The organism is Pseudomonas sp. GW456-E7 (assembly GCF_059424105.1).
Genome location: NZ_JBWKZB010000004.1, coordinates 205,177 through 229,384 on the forward strand (window position 1 = coordinate 205,177; position 24,208 = coordinate 229,384).

Here is a 24,208-nt window from a genome sequence, read left to right on the forward strand (position 1 = left end):
CGCCGCCGACCCAGTGTGGGAGCGGGCTTGCCCGCGAAGGAGTCAGTCCAGACAACCATTACCCTGAGCGTAACGATCCGCCACTCTGCTTGATTGATGCCCCCACCCAACACTCCTAATGTGACCCCCACGACAGCGAACCCGTGGAGTGGTCATGACAACAACAATATCCCCCGACTCGCGATGGACGCGGCGGCGCAGCGAAAAGCAGCGGCGTCTCGAGCTGGTGCGAGGTCTTGCCGACGGTGTGGTGTTGCCCACCGATAACATCGTCGCGGCGCTGGAGGCGTTGATCCTGCCGGGCGACCGCGTGGTGCTCGAAGGCAACAACCAGAAGCAGGCGGATTTCCTTTCACGTTCCCTGGCCAAGGCCGACCCCGCGAAGCTGCATGACCTGCACATGATCATGCCCAGCGTCGGGCGCGCCGAGCATCTGGACCTGTTCGAACGCGGCATTGCGCGCAAGCTCGACTTCTCTTTCGCCGGCACCCAAAGCCTGCGCATCAGCCAGTTGCTCGAAGACGGCCTGCTGGAAATCGGCGCGATCCACACCTACATCGAACTCTACGCACGGCTGGTGGTGGACCTGATTCCCAACGTCGTGCTCTCGGCCGGCTTCATGGCCGACCGCGCCGGCAACATCTACACCGGGCCGAGCACCGAAGACACCCCGGCACTGATAGAACCGGCGGCCTTCAGCGACGGCATCGTCATCGTCCAGGTCAACCAATTGGTGGACGATGTCAGCGACCTGCCGCGCGTCGACATTCCCGCCTCCTGGGTCGACTTCGTGGTGGTAGCCGACAAGCCGTTCTACATCGAACCGCTGTTCACCCGCGACCCGCGGCACATCAAGCCGGTGCACGTGCTGATGGCGATGATGGCGATCCGCGGCATCTACGAAAAACACAACGTGCAGTCCCTCAACCACGGCATCGGTTTCAACACCGCGGCCATCGAGCTGATCCTGCCGACCTACGGCGAATCCCTCGGCCTCAAAGGCAAGATCTGCCGCAACTGGACGCTCAACCCGCACCCGACCCTGATTCCGGCGATTGAAAGCGGCTGGGTCGAAAGCGTGCATTGCTTCGGCACCGAACTGGGGATGGAGAACTACATTGCGGCGCGGCCGGATGTGTTCTTTACCGGGCGCGACGGTTCCCTGCGTTCCAACCGAATGTTCAGCCAACTGGCCGGGCAATACGCCGTGGACCTGTTCATCGGTGCGACTTTGCAGGTCGATGGCGACGGCCACTCCTCCACCGTGACCCGTGGGCGCCTGGCCGGTTTCGGCGGTGCGCCGAACATGGGCCACGACCCGCGCGGTCGTCGCCACGGTACACCCGCCTGGCTCGACATGCGCAACACTGACGTGGCCGAGCCGATGCTCGAACGTGGCAAGAAGCTCGTGGTGCAGATGGTCGAGACCTTCCAGGAGGGCGGCAAACCGACCTTCGTCGAAACCCTTGATGCCGTTGAGGTGGCGAAGAAAAGCGGCATGCCGCTGGCGCCGATCATGGTCTACGGCGACGACGTGACCCACTTGTTGACTGAAGAAGGCATCGCCTACCTGTACAAGGCGCGTTCGCTGGAAGAACGCCAGGCGATGATCGCCGCCGTCGCCGGGGTGACCGCCATCGGTTTGCGCCACAACCCCAAAGACACCGCGCGCATGCGCCGCGAAGGCCTGATCGCCTTGCCCGAAGACCTCGGCATCCGCCGCACCGACGCCACCCGCGAGCTGCTCGCGGCGAAGAGCGTGGCCGATCTGGTGGAGTGGTCCGGTGGCCTCTACAACCCGCCCGCCAAGTTCAGGAGCTGGTAATGCACGCATTCAACCTGCAACCCAAAACCCTGAGCCTGGCCGAGCGGCTGGCGGACCTGGCGGTGGACGCGCTGATCGACGAGGCTGATCTGTCGCCGAAACCGGCACTGGTCGACCGTCGCGGCAGTGGCGCCCACAGCGATTTGCACCTGGGGCTGATGCACGCTTCGGCGCTGTCCCTGTGGCCGGCCTTCAAGGCGATGGCCGACGCCGCGACAGCGTTCGGTGAGATCGGCTTGCCCCTGCGCGAAGCCGTCGGCCGCATCGGTCGTGAAGGCGAGCAAGCGATGCTCGACACCACGGGCGGCGTGAATACTCATCGCGGGGCGATCTGGGCCTTGGGCCTGTTGGTCACTGCCGCTGCGCTGGACCCTGAATCCACGGCTGCAAGCAGCGTATCGATTCGTGCGGCGCGTCTGGCATTGCTCGACGACCGTTACGCGCCGCGTCCACTCAGCCACGGCGCTCAAGTCGCTCAACGCTACGGCGCACGGGGCGCCCGTGAAGAAGCACAACTGGGCTTCCCGGCGGTGTTGCAACGCGCGTTGCCGCAACTCAAATGCAGCCGCGCCGCCGGCCATGGCGAACAGAACGCCCGGCTCGATGCGCTACTGGCGATCATGACGAATCTGGCCGACACCTGCGTGCTTTATCGCGCTGGAGAACAAGGCCTGCACACCATGCAACTCGGCGCCCAGGCAGTGCTCGATGCCGGAGGTAGCGCCAGCCTCGCCGGACGTCGCCGCCTGCATGAGCTGGACCAACAACTCATCGCGTTGAATGCCTCGCCCGGTGGTGCTGCGGACCTGCTCGCAGCCTGCCTGTTCATCGACCGTATCGAGTCGGGCGACAGCCTCAAACAGGGAGCTTTCTGATGGAAACCTTATCTTTTGAATTCCCCGCCGGGCAGCCGCCACGCGGTCGTACCCTGGTGGGCTGTGTCGGCTCGGGCGATCTGGAAGTGCTGATCGAACCGGGTCAGGCCGGTAAGCTGACGATCAACGTGCAGACCTCGGTCAATGGCAGTGAACAACGCTGGCAGCATCTGTTCGCACGGATGTTCGATGGCCAGACGCCGCCGGCGATGGACATCGACATCCACGATTTCGGCGCGACCCCCGGCGTGGTGCGCCTGCGTCTGGAACAGGGTTTCGAGGAGATCGGCCATGACTGACAGCGCATCCCTGCTGAACAAGCACAGCTTCGTCGAACTCGGTGCGCGGCAACGGGCCAAGGCCCTGCTCGACGCCGGCACCTTCCGCGAACTGCTCGACCCCTTTCAACGGATCATGTCGCCGTGGCTGTCGCGCCAGGGCGTGGTGCCGCAAGCCGACGACGGCGTGGTGATCGCCAAGGGCAACCTCGATGGTTTGCCGGTGGTGATCGCCGCCATCGAAGGCGCGTTCCAGGGCGGTAGCCTCGGCGAAGTCGGCGGGGCAAAAATCGCCGGCGCACTGGAACTGGCCGCCGAAGACAACCGCAACGGCATCCCGACCCGCGCCGTGCTGCTGCTGGAAACCGGCGGCGTGCGCTTGCAGGAAGCCAACCTCGGCCTGGCAGCCATTGCCGACATCCACGCGGCGATTGTCGATTTGCAGCAGTACCAACCCGTGGTCGGAGTCGTGGCGGGCAGCGTCGGTTGCTTTGGCGGCATGTCGATTGCTGCCGGGTTGTGCAGCTACCTGTTGGTGACCCAGGAAGCGCGACTGGGCCTGAACGGCCCGCAGGTGATCGAGCAGGAAGCCGGACTCGAGGAATACGACTCCCGCGACCGGCCCTTCATCTGGAGCCTGACCGGAGGCGAGCAGCGCTTCGCCAGTGGTCTGGTGGATCGCTATGTGGCCGACGACGTGGCGCAGATTCGCCAGCAGGTGGGTGAGTTGCTCCAGCAAGGTTTGCCGGCGCAATCACGCAGTCGTCAGGCCGAACTGTTCCTGCAACACCTGGCACGTCTGGACGCCGAACCGCAAATCGAGCCGTCCGTGGTTCGCGATCTGTACCAAGGAGAACGCCCATGAGCTCGTATTCCCTGCGTGGTTTGAACTGGTTCAACGCCTTGAGCGCCGGGGCGAAAGCGGTCGAGGGTTTGCCGGCTTCGCTGAAAGTCGCGGACGGTGCGCTGGGCGATCAGCCTGTGCGTTTCATCGCGGTGGTGGCCGATCCGGAAAACCGCTTCGTCCGTGCACGCAATGGCGAAGTAGGTTTGCTCGAAGGCTGGGGCCTGGCCAAGGCCGTGGATGAAGTCATCGCCGCCGATCAGAACAAGGCCCGCAAACGCGCCCTGATCGCCATCGTCGACGTGCCGAGCCAGGCTTACGGCCGACGTGAAGAAGCCCTCGGCATTCATCAGGCGCTGGCCGCAGCGGCGGGCAGTTACGCCCGTGCCCGCCTGGCCGGTCATGCGGTGATCGGTTTGCTGGTGGGCAAGGCAATGTCCGGGGCGTTCCTGGCCCACGGCTATCAGGCCAATCGCTTGATCGCCCTGCGCGATCCGGGGGTGATGGTGCATGCCATGGGCAAGGCGTCGGCGGCGCGGGTGACCTTGCGCAGCGTCGAAGAACTCGAAGCCCTGGCGGCCAGCGTGCCGCCGATGGCCTATGACATCGACAGCTATGCAAGCCTCGGGCTGCTGTGGGAAACCTTGTCGGTGGAACAGATCGAGCAGCCGACTGCGGCGGATCTGGCGCGGGTGACCGAGTGCCTGGGTCAGGCGATGGGCGATATCGCCGAGAAGGGGGCAGATCTCAGCGGTCGTCTCGGTGCGGCCAATCGTGCGGCGTCGAGCAAGGTTCGCCAATTGCTGAGAGCACAGTGGTGAGTGCGCTTCTGGCTCACGACCTGCTGTGGGGCATGACCCCGCGGCAGTTGCCTGCTGATGCCCCGACCTGGGTGATCGACTCGATCAGTGCCGGCCAGCCGGTGGTGGTCCGTCGCGCCTTGAGCGCGGCGGGGCAGGTGGCGGTGGGCGTGCGCGGGCCGTTGCGCGAGCAGCGGTTTGCGACGGTGATGGAAGTCGCCGCCATCACGCGGCGGGTGCGGCCGGAAGAGCTCTGCCATGTTCAAGGCCTGCGTGATTTCCCGGCGCTGCGTGCCTTGGCGCAACTGCGCTCGCACCTCGAAGAAAGTGGCTGGATCTGGGGTGTCAGTGGCAGTGCCGGGTTTGAGTTGGCCAGCGGTTTTGCCGCATTGCACGAGGGCAGCGATCTCGATCTGATCCTGCGTACACCGCGTCCGTTGAGTCGTGCCGATGCGCAGGCGCTGGTGGCCGTTCTCGACACGGCCGTGTGCCGCGTGGACATGCAGTTGCAGACACCCTTGGGCGCCGTTGCCTTGCGCGAATGGGCCGGCACTGCGTCGCGGGTCCTGCTGAAAAATGCCACTCAGGCCCGTCTGGTCACTGACCCGTGGCATCCACAGGAGCAGGCAGCGTGAGCAGCTTGCTGGTGTTCCCCGGCCAAGGTGCGCAGCAACCCGGCATGCTGACGCGCTTGCCTCGGGAAACGTTGAACGAGGCGAGCGATTGGCTCGGTGAAGACGTGACGCAGCTGGATTCTGCCGAAGCATTGCGGTCGACGAGGGCGGTTCAGCTTTGCCTGCTGATCGCTGGCGTCGCCGCTTCACGCCAGTTGGCCATGGCCCCGGACTACGTGGCCGGCTTGTCGATCGGCGCGTATCCGGCGGCAGTGGTGGCGGGTGCCTTGGGTTTCAGCGATGCGCTGCATCTGGTCAGCCTGCGCGGTGAGCTGATGCAGCAAGCTTATCCACAGGGCTACGGCATGACCGCGATCATCGGTCTGGAGCTGGCCTTGGTGGAAGATTTGTTGGCGCAGGTTCACAGCGCCGATGTGCCGGTCTATCTGGCCAATATCAACGCCGATAACCAGGTGGTGATTGCCGGTTGCGATGCGGCGATGAAAGCGGTGGCCGAGTTGGCGAAAGGTTGCGGAGCTGGCCTGGCCAAACGTCTGGCAGTGAGCGTGCCGTCCCACTGCCCACTGCTTGAGGTGCCCGCGCAACGGTTGGCCGAAGCCTTCGCCAAGGTGCCGCTGCAAACCCCGAAGGTGGGCTACCTGAGCGGCAGCCGTGCGCGTCCGCTGATCAAGCCTGAAGCCTTGCGTGACGACCTGGCCTTCAACATGTGCCGCATCGTCGATTGGCGCGGCACGGTACAAAGCGCTTACGAGCGTGGCGTACGTCTACAGATCGAACTGCCGCCCGGTGCGGTGCTGACCGGGCTGGCGCGCCGGGTGTTCGAGCAGGGCACCGTGATTGCCTTCGACGGTGCGCGGCTCGATACCCTGCAGGCGCTGATGCGTGAGGAGGGAAGCCGCCACTCCTAAAACTCAGGCTTCGAACAACAAAAACAACATTCGAAATGCACTTTGAGGACTACGACAATGATTATTTACGGTGTGGCGCTGCTGGCGATCTGTACGCTGGCAGGGGTGATCATGGGTGACATGCTCGGCGTGTTGCTGGGTGTGAAATCAAACGTCGGCGGCGTCGGGATCGCGATGATCCTGCTGATTTGCGCACGGTTGTGGATGCACAGACGTGGCGGCATGACCCGGGAGTGCGAGATGGGCGTCGGTTTCTGGGGCGCGATGTACATCCCGGTGGTGGTGGCGATGGCGGCGCAACAAAACGTGGTCACGGCGCTGCACGGTGGCCCGGTGGCGGTGCTGGCGGCGATCGGTTCGGTGGTGGTTTGCGGTTGCACCATTGCCCTGATCAGCCGGACCCACAAAGGCGAACCCTTGCCCGATGAACCGGCGGATGTAACGCAGGTTGGCGCACCGGCAGGAGGTCGCTGATATGTGGGATCTGATCAAGAACGGTCTGGAACACAACGGTCTGGTCACCGCATTCGCCTTCGTCGGCGTGATCATGTGGGTGTCAGTGGTGATCTCCAAACGCCTGACCTTCGGACGCATCCACGGTTCGGCGATTGCCATCGTCATCGGCCTGGTGCTGGCCTGGGTTGGCGGCACGATGACCGGCGGGCAAAAGGGCCTGGCGGACTTGACGCTGTTTTCCGGCATCGGGTTGATGGGCGGCGCCATGCTGCGGGACTTCGCCATCGTCGCCACGGCATTCGAGGTGCAGGCCACGGAAGCGAAAAAGGCCGGTTTGATCGGCGTGATCGCGCTGCTGTTGGGCACTGTGCTGCCGTTTATCGTCGGCGCGTGCATGGCCTGGGCATTCGGTTACCGCGATGCGGTGAGCATGACCACCATTGGCGCCGGTGCGGTGACCTACATCGTCGGCCCAGTGACCGGAGCCGCGATTGGCGCCAGTTCCGATGTGGTGGCGCTGTCGATTGCCACCGGCCTGATCAAGGCGATCCTGGTGATGGTCGGCACGCCGATGGCAGCGCGCTGGATGGGCCTGGACAACCCGCGTTCGGCGATGGTGTTTGGTGGGCTGGCCGGGACGGTCAGTGGCGTGACTGCGGGGCTGGCGGCGACAGATCGGCGCCTGGTGCCTTATGGCGCGTTGACCGCGACCTTCCACACCGGGCTTGGCTGCTTGCTCGCGAAGGGCGCGACTCGGTTTCAAGCCTGGCGATTGGCATACATCCGGCACTCCGCCAGCAACGCCAGCAGGTTCGGATCACGCTCCTTGGCCTTCAGGAACACCACGCCAATGTGTTGCTGCAAGCGGTACTTTTCCTGCAACGGGATCAGCTTCACCCGGTTCTCGTACACCGCCGCAATCCGCCCCGGCAGCAACGCATAACCCACGCCCGAACTGACCATGCTCAGCAGGGTGAAGATGTCGTTGACCTGCATCGCCACCTTCGGCTCGAACCCTGCTTGCTCGAATACCCGCTTGCCATCCTGATGGGTGGCGAAGCCCTGGGTCAGGGTGATGAAGGTTTCGTCGCGGACTTCGGCCAGGTCGACTTCAGTCCGTTGGGCAAACTTCGAGTCGGCGGGTGTGGCGAGGAAGATGTCGTCGGAAAACAGCGGGATCTGTTCGCAGTCCGGGTCATTGACGGTGTCATCCAGCGACACCAGGATCGCATCGACTTCCATGTTCTTGAGCTTGTAGAGCAGGTCGATGTTGGAGCCCAGAATCAGGTCGATGTTGAGTTCGCTGCGGCGGATCTTCAGGCCCATGATCAGTTGCGGTACGGTCTTCACCGTCAGCGAATACAGCGATCCCAACTTGAAGCGCTCGGCCGAGAATCCGGCGGCCTCGCGGGTCAGGCGCACGCTTTCGACGACATCCTGAATCAGCTTCTGCGCCCGCTCTTCCAGCACGTAAGCGCTTTCCAGCGGCGTCAGGCTACGGCCTTCGTGCTTGAACAACGGGCAGCGCAGGGCACTTTCCAGGGAATGGATCGCCCGATGCACGCTGACGTTGCTGGTCTGCAATTCGGCGGCGGCGCGTGCCAGGTTGCCGGTGCGCATGAAGGCCAGGAACACCTCGAGTTTTTTCAGGGTCAACTCTTCATCGATCAGCATGGGGCGGACTCTCTTTGGTATCGATCAATTGTGCCCGTTAAACACGGAGCATTGTAGGAGCTGCCGAAGGCTGCGATCTTTTGACGTTGAAGATCAAAAGATCGTCCGAACGCGGCCCGAGCCTTCGGCAGCTCCTACACGGGATTGCGCTATACGGAAAGATTGCGCTTTTAACCTTGAGGCCTGAGCCTTGCGCGTTGCGCTGATGAAATTCGAGGTGAGCACCACATGTATCACGGAGAAAGACTGAACGCCTGGACGCATCTGGCCGGGGCGGTGGCGGCGTTTATCGGCGGGGTGTGGCTGATTGTGCTGGCCAGTCTCGACGGCAGCCCGTGGAAGATTGTCAGCATGGCGATCTACGCCTTTACCTTGCTGGTGCTTTACAGCGCATCGACCGTGTACCACAGCGTGCGCGGACGCAAGAAAGCGATCATGCAGAAGGTCGATCACTTCTCGATCTACCTGTTGATCGCCGGCAGCTACACGCCGTTCTGCCTGGTGACCCTGCGCGGGCCGTGGGGCTGGACCTTGTTCGGGATTGTCTGGGGGCTGGCGCTGATCGGCATCCTGCAAGAGATCAAGCCGCGTTCGGAGGCGCGGATTCTGTCGATCGTGATTTATGCGGTGATGGGCTGGATTGTGCTGGTGGCGGTCAAGCCGCTGCTCGCGGCACTGGGCGGCGCCGGATTTGCGTGGTTGGCCTCGGGCGGGGTGTTGTACACGGTGGGGATTATCTTTTTTGCCCTGGATCATCGCCTGCGCCATGCCCACGGGATCTGGCATCTGTTCGTGATCGCCGGGAGCTTGCTGCACTTTGTGGCGATTTTCTTTTATGTCCTTTAAGGCTGTACCGGGGCCAGCCGATCCAGCTGCTCCCGGGCTCGGCGGCTGAATACCTGCAACAGATCGTTCAAGGTGTGGGGCGGTGGTTCGGCGGCGCGGGTCACTGCGTACAGGGTGATGGGTAACGGCGGTGCCAGAGGGCGGATCATTGTGTTGGCGGGAGAGGCGCCAAGGGCGGTGAACGGATCGATCACCGCCAGGCCCGCGCCGGATTCCACCATCGCCCGTGCCAGTGAGTAGGTTTGCACGGCGATGCGTACCCGGGGCGGCGGTTCGACCGCTTCCAGGTAACTGTCGAGCCGCGCGGCCAGTGGATCGGCGCTGGATAGGCCGATCAGCGGCGCATCCGCCAGCGCCATCAGCGGCAACGGTTTACCCACCTCTTCCTGAGTCCAGTAACCACTCGGCGCCAGCGCCACCAGCACGCCGGACGCCAGCGCCTGGGCCTTGAGCCCCGGGTGATCCGGGCGTTGCAGGGTCAGGGCGACATCCACTTCGCGCATCAACAGGTTCTGTACCAGTTCGCGACTGTGGGCGCTGGAGAGTTCGCAAGCGATGTCCGGGTAACGCCCGGTCCATTCGTGAATGGCCGGCGGCAGCAAAGACAGGGCCAGCGCCGGGGTGGCACCGATGCGCAGGCTGTGGCCCGGTTCGCGGCGTAGGCTCTGCGCCAGGCGTCGCACGCCTTGCAGGCTTTCACTGACCTTGTCCACTTCACGCTCCAGCTCCAGCGCTTCCGGCGTCGCCTGCAACTTGCCGCGTACCCGCAGGAACAGCGGGAAACCCAATTGTTGCTCGGCGTGCTGCAACACCTTGCTCACCGCCGGCTGCGAGACGTGCAGCAATTGCGCGGCAGCGCTGATCGAACCGGTCTGGCGGATGGCCTGGAAAATCTCGATATGGCGAAGACGCATGGCAAGTCCATAACCTTTGTTTATGGGTTTGCCATCTTTATGCATTGTTCAACGTCTGTCACCTGGCTCTAACCTTGGCCTCGTCTTCACAACGGTTTTAAGGACGGACATGGCTCAGCGTGTGTGCATCATCGGTGGCGGTGTGATTGGCCTGGCAACGGCCTATGCGCTGGTGCGCGACGGCTTCGAGGTGACGGTGGTCGAGGCACGGGGCTCGCTGGGCAGCGAAACCAGCTTCGCCAACGGCGGCCAGTTGTCCTATCGCTATGTCGCCCCCCTGGCCGACGCCGGTGTGCCTTTGCAAGCCATTGGCTGGATGCTGCGCGGCGACTCACCGTTGAAGCTGCGCCCGCGCTTTGACCCGGCTCAGTGGCGCTGGATGGCATCGTTCCTCGGCGCCTGCCGCCGCTCGGTCAACCGCGAGAACGCCGCGCACTTGCTGCGCCTGGCGCTGTTCAGCCAGGACACATTGAAGTCTTGGCGCGAGGGCGATGGGCTGACGGGATTCCAATGGCGGCGCAATGGCAAACTGGTGACCTTCCGCCAGAACAGCAGCTTTGAGCGTGCGCGCCAGAGCCTGGCCGACCCGCAGCAACAGCAGGTGTTGTCGCCGGCCGAATGCGCGCAACTGGAACCGGCGCTGATCGATGCGCCCTTTGTCGGGGCGATCTACACCCCGGACGAAGAGGTGGGCGACTGCCACGGTTTTTGCCAGCAACTGGCCGCCCGGCTGCAAGCATCCGGCCGTTGCGAGTTTCGTCTCGGGCAAGCGGTAACCGGCATCCGCCACAGCAACGGCAGCGTCAACGCCATCGAACTGGGCGAGCAAGTGCTGCCGGTCGATCAATTGGTGATCGCCGCCGGTCACCGCAGTCCGCTGTTGGCGCTTCCCGGGCTGCAACTGCCACTTTATCCGCTCAAGGGCTACAGCCTGACCGTGCCGATCGGCGCCGGTCACCGGGCGCCGGACGTGAGCATCACCGACTACGACCGCAAGATCGTCTACGCCCGCATCGGCAAGCAATTGCGGGTGGCGGCAATGGTCGACATTGTCGGCTTCGACCCTGCTTTGGACCCCAAACGCCTGGCGCTGATCAAGCGTCAGGCCCATGACACCTTTCCCAATGCCGGCGCCTATGACGAAGCCGTCGAGTGGGCTGGCATGCGCCCGGCCACCCCTAGCGGCGTGCCGTTGCTGGGCGCGACGGCGTATCGCAACCTGTGGCTCAACCTCGGCCACGGCGCGCTGGGTTTTACCCTGGCATGCGGCAGCGGGCGCTTGATCAGCGAACTGATCGGCGAGCGCCAGCCATCCATCGACCTTCAGGGTTTCAGCCACCGGGCCGCCTGAATACTGATTTCTGAAGAGGACACTGCAATGACCATTACCCGACTGCACAGCAACCCGCGCCTGTCTGGCGCCGTGACCTTTGGCGACCTGGTGTTTCTCTCCGGGCAGGTGCCGGGCGATGCCCGGGATGCCAGCGGCCAGACCCGCGAAGTGCTGGCGAAAATCGATACCTTGCTGGCCGAGGCGGGCAGCGACAAGGATCATCTGCTCAGTGCGACCATTTACCTGAAAAACATCACCGAGGATTTCGCCGCGATGAACGAGGTCTGGTCGGCCTGGCTATCGCCGGGGCAGGCACCGAGCCGCACCACGGTGCAGGCCGAACTGGCCCGCCCGCAGGTGCTGGTGGAAATCACCGTCATCGCTGCACGCGTCTGATAAACCAACACCCACAACGGAGAATAACAATGCAAAAAATCACGTTGCTCGCTTGTACGCTTGGCCTGTTGCTCGGCAGTCAGGTTCAGGCCAATGAAGCGCCCCTGACCGGCACCCTGAGCAAAATCGCCAGCGCCAACAGCATCACCCTGGGCTATCGCGATGCTTCGGTGCCGTTCTCCTACGTGGGTGATCACAGCGGCAAGCCGATGGGTTACTCGGTGGATCTGGCGGGCAAGATCGTCGAGCGCATCCAGCAGCAACTGGCGCTGCCGGACTTGAAGGTGAAGTACAACCTGGTGACCTCGCAGACCCGTATTCCACTGGTGCAAAACGGCACCGTGGACCTGGAGTGCGGCTCCACCGGCGTGACTGCCGAACGACAGAAGCAGGTGGCGTTCTCTTATGGTTTCATCTACGTCAAAGGCCAGTTGCTGACCGCGAAGGACAGCGGGATCAAGGGCTTCGCTGACCTGCGCGGCAAGAACGTGGTGACCACCGCCGGCACCACCAACGAGCGCTTCCTGAAAAGCTACAACGTCGATCACAAGATCGACATGTTCGTGATCAGCGCCAAGGACCACGGTGAAGCCTTCCAGATGCTGCAGTCGGGCCGGGCGGCGGCGTTCTACATGGACGACGCGCTGCTCTATGGCGAGCGCGCAAAGGCCAACGACCCGCACAAATGGGTGGTGGTCGGGGAGGAGCAATCGCGGGAGATCTACAGCTGCATGGTGCGCAAGGACGATCCGCAGTTCCTGGCGCTGGTCAACGGTGCGTTGGCGGAGCTGTACAGCTCGGGCGAGATCAATGGCATCTACAAACGCTGGTTCGAGCAGCCGATCCCGCCGAAGGGTTTGAACCTTGAGTTCCCGATGACCAGCGAACTCAAGGCGATCATTGCCAAACCGGTGAGCGATCCGGTGCAGTAGCAGCCAGATCGGCCTCTAGACCGTGTCGAGGCCATTCGCGAGCAAGCCCGCTCCCACAGAATGCGTTCCAATGTGGGAGCGGGCTTGCTCGCGAAGGCGGCCTAGAAATCACCCCAGAGTTGCTGGGCCACCGCCAGTGCAACAACCGGCGCGGTTTCGGTGCGCAGTACCCGTGGACCGAGGCGGGCGGCGTGGAAGCCGACGGCCTTGGCCTGATCGACTTCGGCATCGGACAAACCACCTTCCGGACCGATCAGGAATGCCAGACTTGAAGGTTTGGCATGGCTCACCAGCGGCTCGGCCACCGGATGCAGCACCAGCTTCAACTCGGCTTGCGTCTGCTTCAACCAGTCAGTCAGCAACAGCGGCGGATGAATCACCGGTACCCGTGAACGCCCGCATTGCTCGCAAGCGCTGATCGCCACCTGGCGCCAGTGCAGCAGGCGTTTGTCGGCGCGCTCGTCCTTGAGCCGGACTTCGCAGCGTTCGGTGAAGATCGGGGTGATTTCGCTGACGCCCAGTTCCGTGGCTTTCTGAATCGCCCAGTCCATGCGCTCGCCCCGGGACAGGCCCTGGCCGAGATGGATTTGCAGCGGCGATTCGATTTGCCCGGCGAAGCTTTCATCGATCTGCACCACCACGCGCTTTTTGCCGACTTCGACCAGCCTGGCGCGAAACTCCTGGCCCGAGCCGTCGAACAATTGCAACGCATCGCCCTCGGCCATGCGCAGCACGCGGCTGATGTAATGGGCCTGGGCTTCGGGCAACTCGTGCTCGCCGGTGCTCAGGGGGGCGTCGATGAAGAAGCGGGACAGTCTCATGCGGGGTCTCTGTAATTCGTGTGTAGGTCTTATGGGCGCCTTCGCGGGCAAGCCCGCTCCCACAAAGTAATGCGGTCAACTGTGGGAGCGGGCTTGCTCGCGAAGGCGTCAGCCCTGACCCCACAACAGTCCAGATAAAAACAATCAACCCGGATCACGGAACCCCGGATGGAAGTCCTTCGGCACGGCCACGCTGACGCTGTCACGGGTGGCAATGTCGATCCCTTCGCTGGCCACTTCGGCCAGGAAGTCGATCTGCTCCGGGGTGATCACGTACGGCGGCAGGAAATACACCACGCTGCCCAATGGACGCAGTAAAGCACCGCGCTCCAGGGCATGCTGGAACACTTTCAGGCCGCGGCGTTCCTGCCACGGGTAAGCCTCTTTGCTGGCCTTGTCCTTGACCATCTCGATGGCCAGCACCATGCCGGTCTGGCGCACTTCGGACACGTTCGGGTGATCCACCAGATGCGCCGTCGACGAAGCCATGCGCTGCGCCAGGGCCTTGTTGTTCTCGATGACGTTGTCTTCTTCGAAGATGTCCAGCGTCGCCAGGGCCGCCGCGCACGCCAGCGGGTTGCCGGTGTAGCTGTGGGAGTGCAGGAAGGCGCGCAGGGTCGGGTAGTCGTCGTAGAAGGCGCTGTAGACTTCGTCTGTGGTCATGCACGCCGCCAGTGGCAGGTAGCCGCCGGTCAGGGCCTTGGACAGGCACAGGAAGTCCGGACGGATACCGGCCTGCTCGCAGGCGAACATCGTCCCGGTGCGGCCGAAACCGACAGCGATTTCGTCGTGGATCAGGTGCACGCCGTAGCGGTCGCAGGCTTCGCGCAGCAGCTTGAGGTACACCGGGTGGTACATGCGCATGCCGCCGGCGCCCTGGATCAGCGGCTCGACAATCACGGCTGCGACGCTGTCATGGTTCTCGGCCAGGGTCTGCTCCATCACGGCGAACATATTGCGCGAATGCTCTTCCCAGCTCATGCCCGCGGGACGCTGGTAGCAGTCCGGGCTCGGCACTTTGATGGTGTCCATCAACAGCGCCTTGTAGGTCTCGGTGAACAGCGGCACGTCACCCACCGACATCGCCGCCATGGTTTCGCCGTGGTAGCTGTTGGTCAGGGTGACGAAGCGCTTCTTGTTCGGCTGGCCGCGATTGAGCCAGTAGTGAAAGCTCATTTTCAGTGCGACTTCGATGCAGGACGAGCCGTTATCGGCGTAGAAGCACCGGGTCAGGCCTTCTGGCGTCATCTTCACCAGGCGCTCGGACAGTTCGATCACCGGTTGATGACTGAAACCGGCAAGGATCACATGTTCGAGCTGATCGACCTGGTCTTTGATGCGCTGGTTGATCCGCGGGTTGGCGTGTCCGAACACATTGACCCACCAGGAGCTGACCGCATCGAGGTAGCGTTTGCCTTCGAAGTCTTCCAGCCACACGCCTTCCCCGCGTTTGATCGGGATCAGCGGCAGTTGTTCGTGATCTTTCATCTGGGTGCAGGGATGCCATAACACGGCGAGATCGCGTTGCATCCACTGATTATTCAGGCCCATTTTCACTCTCCTGGAGGCGGTCCGTTACCTGCGCGGACAAACAATCGGGCAAGCCTATGCAATGCGTGCCACGGGGACAACCCATTGTGTCGAAAGAGCTACTTTGTCCAGGCCGATAGACGTTGCTGGCAGGTGCCTGATGGCTGACGTATCCTTCGCGGTTCTTGAGCCGTCTGGCTCGCAAAAACTGCTGTTTTCCTCGTGTAATTCCGGAGTTCGCTGAATGTCTGTCGGTTGGCTGCGCGCCTGTGCGCTGGTGATGTTGGGGCTGTTCAGCGCATCTGCGCTGGCCAAGGATAAAACCGCGATCGTGATCGGCGGCGGCCTGTCGGGCCTGACTGCCGCGTACGAGCTGCAGAGCAAGGGCTGGCAGGTCACCCTGCTGGAAGCCAAGTCGAGCCTGGGCGGCCGTTCCGGCATGGCCACCAGCGAGTGGATCGGCAACGACAAGACTCAGCCGGTGCTGAACAAGTACGTATCGAACTTCAAGCTGAGCACCACGCCGGCCCCTGAATTCGTGCGGACCCCAGGGTACCTGATCGATGGCGAGTATTTCTCTGCCGCCGATCTGGCGACCAAACAGCCGGCTACCGCCGAGGCGCTCAAGCGCTTCGACAAGACCGTGGACGATCTGGCGCGTTCGATCGACGACCCGCTGAACCCGGCCGCCAACAACACGCTGCACGCGCTGGATCAGATCAACGTGTCCAGCTGGCTCGACAAGCAGAACCTGCCGGCCACCGCCCGCCAGTTGATCAACCAGCAGATCCGTACCCGCTACGACGAACCTTCGCGCTTGTCGCTGCTGTACTTCGCGCAGCAGAGCCGCGTCTACCGTGGCGTCTCCGATCGTGACCTGCGCGCTGCGCGCCTGGTCGGTGGCAGCCCGGTGCTGGCCCAGGCCCTGGTCAAGCAGCTGAAAACCATCAAGACCAACTCCCCGGTCTCGGCGATCATTCAGGACAAGGACGGCGTGACCGTCAAAGTCGATGGCGTCGGCTATCGGGCTGACTACGTGGTGTTGGCGGTGCCACTGCGCGCCCTGAACAAGATCCAGATGACCCCGGCGCTGGACGCCCAGCACCTGGCGGCGATCAAGGGCACCAACTACGGCTGGCGCGACCAGATCATGCTGAAGTTCAAGACGCCAGTGTGGGAAAGCAAGGCGCGCATGTCCGGCGAGATCTACAGCAACACTGGCCTGGGCATGTTGTGGATCGAGCCTGCCCTGAAGGGCGGCGCCAACGTGGTGATCAACCTGTCCGGCGACAACGCGCGGGTGATGCAGGCGTTCGGCGACAAGCAGATGGTCGATCAGGTGTTGATCCGCCTGCACGCGTTCTATCCACAGGCCCGTGGTTCGTTCACCGGTTATGAAATCCGTCGCTACAGCACCGACCCGTCGACTGGCGGCGCCTACCTGGCCTTCGGCCCGGGCCAGATCAGCAAGTTCTGGCGCCTGTGGGAACGCCCGATTCAGCGCGTAACCTTCGCAGGCGAACACACCGACACCCTGTACCCGGGCACCCTGGAAGGCGCGTTGCGCACCGGTCAGCGTGCAGCCAGCCAGGTTGAAGACCTGGCGGCGGGCAAGTCGTTCGAACCGGCCAAAGTAGTCCCGGCTGCTGCTGCTGCGGCAGGCGCTGGTGCGGTGGCGGCGAAGAAGGGCAACTTCTTCAGCAACCTGTTCGGCGGCTCGGATGAAGAGAAGAAGCCGGAACCGGCCAAGGCACCTGAGCCTGTTGCACCGCCAGCACCTGCTCCGGCACCAGCCCCGACCGCCGCGCCGGCACCGGTGGAAGCACCGAAGCCTGCGGCACCAGTGAAAGCCGAGCCAGCCAAGAAGGCTCCGGCGAAACCAGCCGCCAAGACCGAGGCGAAAAAAGCCCCGGCCAAGGCACCCGCCAAGAAAGTCGAGCCGGCCAAGAAGCCAGTGGCCAAACCGGCTGCGACTCCGGCAACGGAGGCCAAGGCGCAGTAACGTTCAGACGTAAAAAAGCGCGGCTCAAGGGCCGCGCTTTTTTTTGCCTGGAGAAAAACCGGGAGCAGAATCGAATAAATCTTTTGATACAGGTGTTCTCTGGTTTGTATTCACTTTTCCTCACAATTTCGACTTTAATCTTTCCTTAACTCGCAGGCTTCAGACTGTTGATCGTATTTTTCGATATTTCAAAGCAAATTTTTCCGCTTTAATTCGATAGATAACTCGATACTCTTGGGCCAGCACTTACAGGGATACAGGCAATGCAGCTACGTAACTCTTCCTCCCGCTACGGCTGGGTCAGCATCTTCATGCACTGGGGCGTGGCACTGGCCGTATTCGGTTTGTTCGCGCTTGGGTTGTGGATGGTCGGGCTCGACTACTACAGCACCTGGCGCAAAGACGCGCCGGACCTGCACAAGAGCATCGGCCTGGTGGTGCTGGGTGTGATGCTGCTGCGGGTACTGTGGCGCTTCATCAGCCCGCCGCCGCCAACCCTGGCCAGCTACAGCCGCATGACGCGCCTGGGCGCCAGGTTCGGTCATGGCTTTCTGTACCTCAGTCTGTTTGCTGTGTTGATTGCCGGTTACCTGATTTCCACCGCAGAAGGCGTCGGTATCCCGGTGTTTGGCTTGTTTGAAGTGCCTGCCCTGGTCTCCGGATTGCCGGACCAGGCAGATACCGCTGGGGTGATTCACCTCTATCTGGCGTGGGTGCTGGTAATTTTTTCCGGCCTCCATGCGTTGGCAGCATTGAAGCACCACTTTATCGACCGTGATGTGACCCTCAAGCGAATGCTGGGTCGCAAAGCCTGAAGTTCAACCTCGACTCCCAAGGAAAACAAAGCATGTTGAAAAAGACTCTGGCCGCTCTGGCAATCGGTTCGGCCCTGTTGTCCGCCGGTAACGTAATGGCCGCTGATTACGTGGTCGACAAAGAAGGCCAGCACGCCTTCGTTGACTTCAAGATCAGCCACCTGGGTTACAGCTTCATCACCGGTACTTTCAAGGACATCGACGGCAAGTTCAGCTTCGACGCTGCCAAGCCTGAAGACAGCAAGATCGAGTTCAACGTGAACACCGCCAGCGTGTTCACCAACAACGCCGAGCGTGATAAGCACATCGCCAGCAAAGACTTCCTGAACGCCAGCAAAGCCACGTTTGTTTCCACCAGCGTCAAACCTACCGGCAAAAATGCCGCTGGCAAGGACACTGCTGACGTGGCTGGCGACCTGACGATCCTCGGCGTGACCAAGCCAATCGTGGTCAAGGCCACGTTCCTGGGTGAGGGCAAGGATCCATGGGGCGGCTACCGTGCAGGCTTTGAGGGTACTTTCAGCCTCAAGCGTTCCGATTTCGGCAAGCAGAAAGACCTGGGCCCATCGTCCGACGCGGTTGAGATGTACGTGACGTTCGAAGGTGTCAAAGCGAAATAACTTTCGCCGCTGACAGAAAAACGCCCGCTGCTCCCACGAGCACGGGCGTTTTTTATTGCCCTACACAATCCCCTGTAGGAGCTGCCGCAGGCTGCGATCTTTTGATTTTCAGGCGCAAAAGATCGCAGCTTTCGGCAGCTCCTACATAAGCGGGTTGGAGTACCAAAAAAAATGCCCCGGACCTTTCGGCGCGGGGCACTTTTTATTGCAGCGATAACTCAGCGATTGCGGGTCAGCAGCGCTGGTTTCTCACCACGAGGACGGCTTGGCAGTTGATCCAGTTGCTCAGGTGTCGGGAAGCGGTCGGCTTTCGATTCCTTGTGCATGATCTTCGGTGCCGGGCCACGCGGGTTCTGCACAGCCGGCTCCGAACGAGGCTGGTCGTCACGGGCCGGGCGGCGATTGCGTGAGTCTTCGCGGCGGGCCTGGCCATCGCGCGGTGCGCCACTGCGAGGACCGCTACGCTTGGCCGGCGGGGTGCCGGTGCTGGCGCCATCGCTGTTGCGTGGACCGTTCTGACGACCTTGTGGTTTGCCGGAACGTGGAGTGCCTGCGGCGGTGCCCTGTGCCGGAGCACCCGGACGGCGACCACGGCCTTGTGCGGGTTTCTGCTGCGGTACGTAGTCGACGCGGTTACCGAAGTTATCGATATCGTCGTCCAGGAACTCGTCCGGGGCACGGTCAGCGGCGGCACGTGGCGGTTGGCTCGGACGCTGTTCGCGAGCCGGAGTGCCTTCACGTGGCTTCTGCTGACGGGCAGGGCGCTCGCCGCGTTCGCCGGCCGGTTTTTCCTTGCCCTTGTCCTTGCCTTTGTCCTTGCGACCGCCGCCACCGCCGCTGCCGTTCGGACCGTCGCCGCGCGGGCCACGCGGATTGCGCGGGTTGCGCATGTCCGGACGCTCGCGCACTTCAGGCTTTTCCGCCTCGATGGTGCTTGCATCGAAGCCCATCAGGTCGCCGTCGGCGATTTTCTGCTTGGTCATGCGTTCGATGCTTTTCAGCAGTTTTTCTTCGTCCGGGGCGACCAGCGAAATCGCCTCGCCCGAACGACCGGCACGACCGGTACGGCCGATTCGGTGCACGTAGTCTTCATCGACATTCGGCAGTTCGAAGTTGACCACGTGTGGCAACTGGTCGATGTCCAGGCCGCGGGCGGCGATGTCGGTGGCCACCAGGATGCGCACGGTGCCGGCCTTGAAGTCGGCCAGGGCTTTGGTGCGGGCGTTCTGGCTCTTGTTGCCGTGGATCGCGACGGCGCTCAGGCCGTGTTTGTCCAGGTACTCGGCCAGGCGGTTGGCACCGTGCTTGGTGCGGGTGAACACCAGTACCTGTTCCCAGGCGCCAGCGGTGATCAGGTGCGCCAGCAAGGCACGCTTGTGGCTGGCCGGCAGACGGAATACGCGTTGTTCGATGCGCTCGACCGTGGTGTTCGGCGGCGTGACTTCGATGCGTTCCGGGTTGTGCAGCAGCTTGCCGGCGAGGTCGGTGATGTCCTTGGAGAAGGTCGCCGAGAACAGCAGGTTCTGGCGTTTGGCCGGCAGGCGGGCCAGGACCTTTTTCACGTCATGGACGAAACCCATGTCGAGCATGCGGTCGGCCTCGTCCAGCACGAGGATTTCCACGTGGGACAGATCGACACTGCCTTGGCCGGCCAGGTCGAGCAGGCGGCCAGGGCAGGCCACCAGCACGTCTACGCCGCGGGACATGGCCTGAACCTGCGGGTTCATGCCGACACCACCGAAGATGCAGGCGCTGACGAACTTCAGGTCACGGGCATAGACCTTGAAGCTTTCATGCACTTGCGCGGCGAGTTCGCGAGTCGGGGTCAGGACCAGCACGCGCGGCTGGCGCGGGCCGTGACGCTGGGATTTGTCCGGGTGACCGTTGGGGAACAACCGCTCCAGGATCGGAAGGGCGAAACCGCCGGTTTTACCAGTACCTGTCTGTGCCGCGACCATCAGGTCGCGACCTTGCAACACGGCGGGAATGGCCCGCTGTTGCACCGGAGTAGGCTCGGTATAGCCCGCTGCCTCGATGGCGCGGACTAAAGCCTCGGAGAGACCGAGGGAAGCAAAGGACATGAGTAATCCTGTTTTAGTTAGGGCTTGGCCCAATGGGAGTCTTGCCTGGCGCGAATGGCGTTTAAGAGGACGCAATCCCGTCCGGTCCTGCTGGGTCTCGAAGGCTCGTCTGCAAGCGCTCGCGCGGGCTGAAAGCTGCGCAGTAGCGGGGTTGAGATACCTTTAACGATTCCGGGCGTCCGGGCGTGAGCCTGGCGGGAAGGCCGGAGTATAACAGAGCAATCACTGCGCGCCGCTTTCCTGCTGCTCAACGGTTTTTTCCGTGGCGGCGGTGGCCTTTTCAGTCTTCATGCTGACGGCCGGTTCTGCGCCATAGCGGGCACTCAGTTCGGCGTAGGCGGGCTCGCGCTTGAAACGTTTGAGTTCGGCACCGAAACGTTGCACCAGCAGGTCCATGCCCGCATTGCGCCGCACCGCGAGAAACTGGCTTTGCTGGCTGATGATCGTCGGGTTTTCGGTGATCTTGTCGCGGATGCCCAGTTCATCGAGCAAATGCTGGCCGACCCGGCGGTCGGTAATCAACAGGTCAATCCGCCCGCGCAGCAGTTTGCCGAAGTTGGCTTCGTGGGTGGGCGCCGGCTCGCGAGTGAACAGCGTGGAGTCGCTGAAGTCCTTGCTGTACAGGTAACCCGGCGAGGTGCCGATGGTCAGGCCGCGCAAGTCATCAAGGGTGCGAAACGGATGGGGCCGGTCATTGGCGTAGAACAATACGAATTGCACTTCAGACAGTGGTTCGCTGGGGTAGAGAAGGGTCGCATCACGCTCATCGCTGTGAAAGATGTCCAGCGCGCCGTCGGCCTGGCCTGATTCAAGCATCGACAGGCAGCGTTTCCATGGCAGGAACTGCCACTCCACCTCGATGCCCAGGCGCTTGAAGACAATTGCAGTGGTTTCGTAGTCCAGGCCCAATGATTTGCCGTTGTCCTCGTACACATAAGGCGCCCACGGCTCCGTGACAATGCGCAACTTCTCGCCCCGGGCGGCGAAGCTCAGGCAAGTGAAGGCAAGTACGGCGATTAACTGCGTGATCAAAGGCATGGGCTTGAGATTACGACGAGAAACCGGAAAGAGCCAGAAACTCACCGCAGATGCTCTAACTCCGTGGGTTGCCGCACATTAATAGTGCGTTGAAAGCAAAAGATCGCAGCCTGCGGCAGCTCCTACAAGAGCTGCCGCAGGCTGCGATCTTTTGATCTTGCTTTGCTTAACGCGGCAACTTCAGGTTGTTCCACACCGCCAGGCTCGCTTCAGCCTGGTTCAGTGTGTAGAAGTGCAAGCCTGGAGCACCACCCTGCAGCAGTTGTTCGCACATCTCGGTGATGACCTGTTCGCCAAAGCGCTGAATGCTCTGGGTGTCGTCGCCGTAGGCTTCCAGTTGCTTGCGGATCCAGCGCGGGATTTCCGCACCGCAGGCATCGGAGAAGCGCGCCAGCTTGCTGTAGTTGGTGATCGGCATGATGCCCGGCACGATCGGGATGTCCACGCCCAACGCCCGCACACGTTCCACGAAGTAGAAGTAGCAGTCGGCGTTGAAGAAGTACTGGGTGATCGCGCTGTCGGCGCCGGCGTTGGCCTTGCGCACGAAGTTGGCGACATCGTCTTCGAAGTTGCGCGCTTGCGGATGCATTTCCGGGTAGGCGGCGACTTCGATGTGGAAATGGTCGCCGGTTTCTTCACGAATGAATTCAACCAGGTCATTGGCGTGGCGCATTTCGCCACTGGCCATGCCCATGCCCGAAGGCAGGTCACCGCGCAGGGCGACGATGCGCTTGATGCCGGCGGCCTTGTACTGGGCCAGCAGACCGCGCAGGTCGTCTTTGCTGTCGCCCACGCAGGACAGATGCGGAGCGGCAGGGATTTTGACTTCGCTTTCCAGCTGCAACACGGTGTTCAGCGTGCGATCACGGGTCGAACCGCCGGCGCCATAGGTGCAGGAGAAGAAATCGGGGTTGTAGAGGGCCAGCTGACGAGCAGTGGCGAGCAGCTTTTCATGCCCAGCATCGGTCTTCGTAGGGAAGAACTCGAAGCTGTAGCGACGATCTTGGGACATGGGAATACCCTTGAAAACGCGTAAGCCTGTGAGGCTTGCAAATCCCATGTGGGAGCGGGCTTGCCCGCGAAAGCGGTGGGTCAGTCGACATTAATGTTGAATGATGAACCGCTTTCGCGAGCAAGCCCGCTCCCACAGGGAGAGCAGGCAGCAGAACCGATCAGTAGCGGTAAGCGTGCGGCTTGAACGGACCTTCGACGGTCACGCCGATGTAGTCGGCCTGGGTCTTGGTCAGTTGAGTCACAACACCGCCGAAGCCACGGACCATTTCCAGGGCCACTTCTTCGTCGAGTTTCTTCGGCAGTACTTCAACGGTCAGGCGCTCGGCTTTCTGGGCTGGCGACAGGTCGGCGTACTTCTGGCCGAACAGGAAGATCTGCGCCAGAACCTGGTTGGCGAACGAACCGTCCATGATGCGGCTCGGGTGGCCGGTGGCGTTGCCCAGGTTAACCAAGCGGCCTTCGGCCAGCAGGATCAGGTAGTCATCGTTCTGCGGGTCGAAATCGCCAGCGCCGGTACGGTGGATCTTGTGAACCTGCGGCTTCACTTCTTCCCATGCCCAGTTCTTGCGCATGAAAGCGGTGTCGATTTCGTTGTCGAAGTGGCCGATGTTGCAGACAACAGCGCGCTTCTTCAGGGCCTTGAGCATGTTCGCGTCGCAAACATTGACGTTGCCGGTGGTGGTCACGATCAGGTCGATCTTGCCCAGCAGCGCCTTGTCGATGCTGGCTTCGGTACCGTTGTTGATACCGTCGATGAACGGCGATACCAGTTCGAAACCGTCCATGCAGGCTTGCATGGCGCAGATCGGGTCAACTTCGGAAACCTTGACGATCATGCCTTCCTGACGCAGGGACTGAGCGGAGCCCTTGCCCACGTCACCGTAGCCGATCACCAGCGCTTGCTTGCCGGACAGCAGGTGGTCGGTGCCGCGCTTGATGGCATCGTTCAGGCTGTGACGGCAGCCGTACTTGTTGTCGTTCTTGCTCTTGGTCACCGAGTCGTTGACGTTGATGGCCGGGATTTTCAGCTCGCCCTTGGCCAGCATGTCCAGCAGGCGGTGAACGCCGGTGGTGGTTTCTTCGGTCACGCCGTGGACGCGATCCAGAACCTGTGGGTACTTCTTGTGCAGCAGTTCGGTCAGGTCGCCGCCGTCGTCGAGGATCATGTTGGCGTCCCATGGCTGGCCATCCTTGAGGATGGTTTGCTCCAGGCACCACTCGTACTCTTGTTCGGTTTCACCTTTCCAGGCGAAAACCGGGATGCCGGCAGCGGCGATGGAAGCGGCGGCCTGATCCTGAGTCGAGAAAATGTTGCAGGACGACCAGCGCACTTCGGCACCCAGGGCAACCAGGGTTTCGATCAGCACGGCAGTCTGAATGGTCATGTGGATGCAGCCGAGGATCTTCGCGCCCTTGAGCGGTTGCTCTTCGGAGTACTTGCGACGCAGACCCATCAGGGCTGGCATTTCGGATTCGGCGATGATGGTTTCGCGACGGCCCCAGGCAGCCAGGGACATGTCGGCGACTTTGTAATCGGTAAAATCTGCAGGCGTGATAACAGCGCTCATGAA

Annotated in this window: 23 protein-coding genes and 1 pseudogene; 16 read left to right on the forward strand and 8 right to left on the reverse strand. The window is 62.4% G+C overall.

The annotated features are described in order from the left end of the window. Window positions 1-154: 154 nt before the first annotated feature. The 9 genes and pseudogenes from mdcA to madM all read left to right on the forward strand — a co-directional run. Window positions 155-1,825, forward strand: coding sequence for a malonate decarboxylase subunit alpha (gene mdcA, locus AC07YV_RS05165; protein ID WP_102699950.1), 1,671 nt, complete (start codon window positions 155-157; stop codon window positions 1,823-1,825). After that, window positions 1,825-2,700, forward strand: coding sequence for a triphosphoribosyl-dephospho-CoA synthase (locus AC07YV_RS05170; protein WP_102699949.1), 876 nt, complete (start codon window positions 1,825-1,827; stop codon window positions 2,698-2,700). Before mdcA ends, AC07YV_RS05170 begins: the two co-directional genes overlap by 1 nt. Further along, window positions 2,700-2,999, forward strand: coding sequence for a malonate decarboxylase subunit delta (locus AC07YV_RS05175; RefSeq protein ID WP_007975424.1), 300 nt, complete (start codon window positions 2,700-2,702; stop codon window positions 2,997-2,999). Before AC07YV_RS05170 ends, AC07YV_RS05175 begins: the two co-directional genes overlap by 1 nt. Beyond that, window positions 2,992-3,843, forward strand: coding sequence for a biotin-independent malonate decarboxylase subunit beta (locus AC07YV_RS05180; protein ID WP_102699948.1), 852 nt, complete (start codon window positions 2,992-2,994; stop codon window positions 3,841-3,843). The genes AC07YV_RS05175 and AC07YV_RS05180 overlap by 8 nt, the downstream gene beginning before the upstream one ends. After that, window positions 3,840-4,643, forward strand: coding sequence for a biotin-independent malonate decarboxylase subunit gamma (gene mdcE, locus AC07YV_RS05185; protein WP_102699947.1), 804 nt, complete (start codon window positions 3,840-3,842; stop codon window positions 4,641-4,643). Before AC07YV_RS05180 ends, mdcE begins: the two co-directional genes overlap by 4 nt. After that, on the forward strand, window positions 4,637-5,257 hold the full coding sequence (locus AC07YV_RS05190) for a malonate decarboxylase holo-ACP synthase (protein WP_102699946.1): 621 nt from the start codon (window positions 4,637-4,639) through the stop codon (window positions 5,255-5,257). The genes mdcE and AC07YV_RS05190 overlap by 7 nt, the downstream gene beginning before the upstream one ends. Next, on the forward strand, window positions 5,254-6,165 hold the full coding sequence (mdcH, locus tag AC07YV_RS05195) for a malonate decarboxylase subunit epsilon (RefSeq protein ID WP_102699945.1): 912 nt from the start codon (window positions 5,254-5,256) through the stop codon (window positions 6,163-6,165). Before AC07YV_RS05190 ends, mdcH begins: the two co-directional genes overlap by 4 nt. Window positions 6,166-6,222: 57 nt before the next feature. Beyond that, on the forward strand, window positions 6,223-6,639 hold the full coding sequence (madL, locus tag AC07YV_RS05200; protein ID WP_008050285.1) for a malonate transporter subunit MadL: 417 nt from the start codon (window positions 6,223-6,225) through the stop codon (window positions 6,637-6,639). A 1-nt stretch (window position 6,640) separates the two neighbouring features. Next, window positions 6,641-7,381, forward strand: a pseudogene (madM, locus tag AC07YV_RS05205) (malonate transporter subunit MadM); the annotation flags it as partial. Here the strand turns inward: madM and AC07YV_RS05210 are convergent. Continuing rightward, window positions 7,381-8,295 (reverse strand): LysR family transcriptional regulator, encoded by a 915-nt coding sequence (locus tag AC07YV_RS05210; protein ID WP_007987761.1) that lies wholly within the window; start codon window positions 8,293-8,295, stop codon window positions 7,381-7,383. The pseudogene madM and the gene AC07YV_RS05210 overlap by 1 nt on opposite strands. 228 nt (window positions 8,296-8,523) lie before the next feature. Between AC07YV_RS05210 and trhA the strand changes: the two genes are divergently transcribed. Beyond that, window positions 8,524-9,141 carry a PAQR family membrane homeostasis protein TrhA gene (gene trhA, locus AC07YV_RS05215; RefSeq protein WP_007975433.1) on the forward strand — a complete coding sequence of 206 codons (618 nt, stop codon included), beginning with the start codon at window positions 8,524-8,526 and terminating at the stop codon, window positions 9,139-9,141. On the opposite strand, the gene AC07YV_RS05220 is transcribed toward trhA, so the two are convergent. Further along, on the reverse strand, window positions 9,138-10,055 hold the full coding sequence (locus tag AC07YV_RS05220) for a LysR family transcriptional regulator (RefSeq protein WP_102699944.1): 918 nt from the start codon (window positions 10,053-10,055) through the stop codon (window positions 9,138-9,140). The two genes, trhA and AC07YV_RS05220, sit on opposite strands and share 4 nt — an antisense overlap. Window positions 10,056-10,164: 109 nt before the next feature. On the opposite strand from AC07YV_RS05220, the gene AC07YV_RS05225 reads away from it, so the two are divergent. Genes AC07YV_RS05225 through AC07YV_RS05235 form a run of 3 tightly spaced genes read left to right on the forward strand, consistent with a single transcriptional unit; the run spans window position 10,165 to window position 12,716 of the window. Then, window positions 10,165-11,406, forward strand: a complete 1,242-nt coding sequence (locus AC07YV_RS05225) for a D-amino acid dehydrogenase (RefSeq protein WP_102699943.1) — start codon at window positions 10,165-10,167, stop codon at window positions 11,404-11,406. A 27-nt stretch (window positions 11,407-11,433) separates the two neighbouring features. Further along, window positions 11,434-11,784 carry a RidA family protein gene (locus tag AC07YV_RS05230; RefSeq protein WP_007975437.1) on the forward strand — a complete coding sequence of 117 codons (351 nt, stop codon included), beginning with the start codon at window positions 11,434-11,436 and terminating at the stop codon, window positions 11,782-11,784. 29 nt (window positions 11,785-11,813) lie between these two features. Further along, window positions 11,814-12,716 carry a transporter substrate-binding domain-containing protein gene (locus AC07YV_RS05235; RefSeq protein ID WP_102699942.1) on the forward strand — a complete coding sequence of 301 codons (903 nt, stop codon included), beginning with the start codon at window positions 11,814-11,816 and terminating at the stop codon, window positions 12,714-12,716. A gap of 101 nt (window positions 12,717-12,817) precedes the next feature. Here the strand turns inward: AC07YV_RS05235 and AC07YV_RS05240 are convergent, their stop codons facing one another. Both AC07YV_RS05240 and AC07YV_RS05245 read right to left on the reverse strand, forming a co-directional pair. After that, window positions 12,818-13,537, reverse strand: coding sequence for a 16S rRNA (uracil(1498)-N(3))-methyltransferase (locus tag AC07YV_RS05240; protein ID WP_102699941.1), 720 nt, complete (start codon window positions 13,535-13,537; stop codon window positions 12,818-12,820). A 144-nt stretch (window positions 13,538-13,681) separates the two neighbouring features. Further along, on the reverse strand, window positions 13,682-15,088 hold the full coding sequence (locus tag AC07YV_RS05245; RefSeq protein ID WP_102699940.1) for an adenosylmethionine--8-amino-7-oxononanoate transaminase: 1,407 nt from the start codon (window positions 15,086-15,088) through the stop codon (window positions 13,682-13,684). Between the two features lie 223 nt (window positions 15,089-15,311). Here AC07YV_RS05245 and AC07YV_RS05250 point away from each other — a divergent pair, with 223 nt between their 5' ends. The 3 genes from AC07YV_RS05250 to AC07YV_RS05260 all read left to right on the forward strand — a co-directional run bounded on the left by AC07YV_RS05250 (window position 15,312) and on the right by AC07YV_RS05260 (window position 18,504). Continuing rightward, a complete protein-coding gene (locus AC07YV_RS05250; RefSeq protein ID WP_102699939.1) occupies window positions 15,312-17,069 on the forward strand; it encodes a flavin monoamine oxidase family protein in 1,758 nt (585 codons plus the stop codon). A gap of 263 nt (window positions 17,070-17,332) precedes the next feature. After that, the gene (locus AC07YV_RS05255) at window positions 17,333-17,884 is read left to right on the forward strand and encodes a cytochrome b (RefSeq protein ID WP_102699938.1); all 552 of its coding nucleotides are present in this window, start codon (window positions 17,333-17,335) and stop codon (window positions 17,882-17,884) included. A 32-nt stretch (window positions 17,885-17,916) separates the two neighbouring features. Next, on the forward strand, window positions 17,917-18,504 hold the full coding sequence (locus tag AC07YV_RS05260; RefSeq protein ID WP_015097179.1) for a YceI family protein: 588 nt from the start codon (window positions 17,917-17,919) through the stop codon (window positions 18,502-18,504). Between the two features lie 218 nt (window positions 18,505-18,722). On the opposite strand, the gene rhlE2 is transcribed toward AC07YV_RS05260, so the two are convergent. The 4 genes from rhlE2 to ahcY form a co-directional block, all read right to left on the reverse strand. Then, the gene (gene rhlE2 / locus AC07YV_RS05265; protein ID WP_102699937.1) at window positions 18,723-20,585 is read right to left on the reverse strand and encodes an RNA helicase RhlE2; all 1,863 of its coding nucleotides are present in this window, start codon (window positions 20,583-20,585) and stop codon (window positions 18,723-18,725) included. A 222-nt stretch (window positions 20,586-20,807) separates the two neighbouring features. Further along, window positions 20,808-21,623 (reverse strand): substrate-binding periplasmic protein, encoded by an 816-nt coding sequence (locus AC07YV_RS05270; RefSeq protein ID WP_102699936.1) that lies wholly within the window; start codon window positions 21,621-21,623, stop codon window positions 20,808-20,810. 166 nt (window positions 21,624-21,789) lie between these two features. Further along, entirely contained in the window at window positions 21,790-22,635 is an 846-nt protein-coding gene (gene metF, locus AC07YV_RS05275; protein ID WP_007975449.1) for a methylenetetrahydrofolate reductase [NAD(P)H], read from the reverse strand. A gap of 160 nt (window positions 22,636-22,795) precedes the next feature. Next, window positions 22,796-24,205 (reverse strand): adenosylhomocysteinase, encoded by a 1,410-nt coding sequence (gene ahcY, locus AC07YV_RS05280; RefSeq protein WP_102699935.1) that lies wholly within the window; start codon window positions 24,203-24,205, stop codon window positions 22,796-22,798. Window positions 24,206-24,208: the final 3 nt, after the last annotated feature.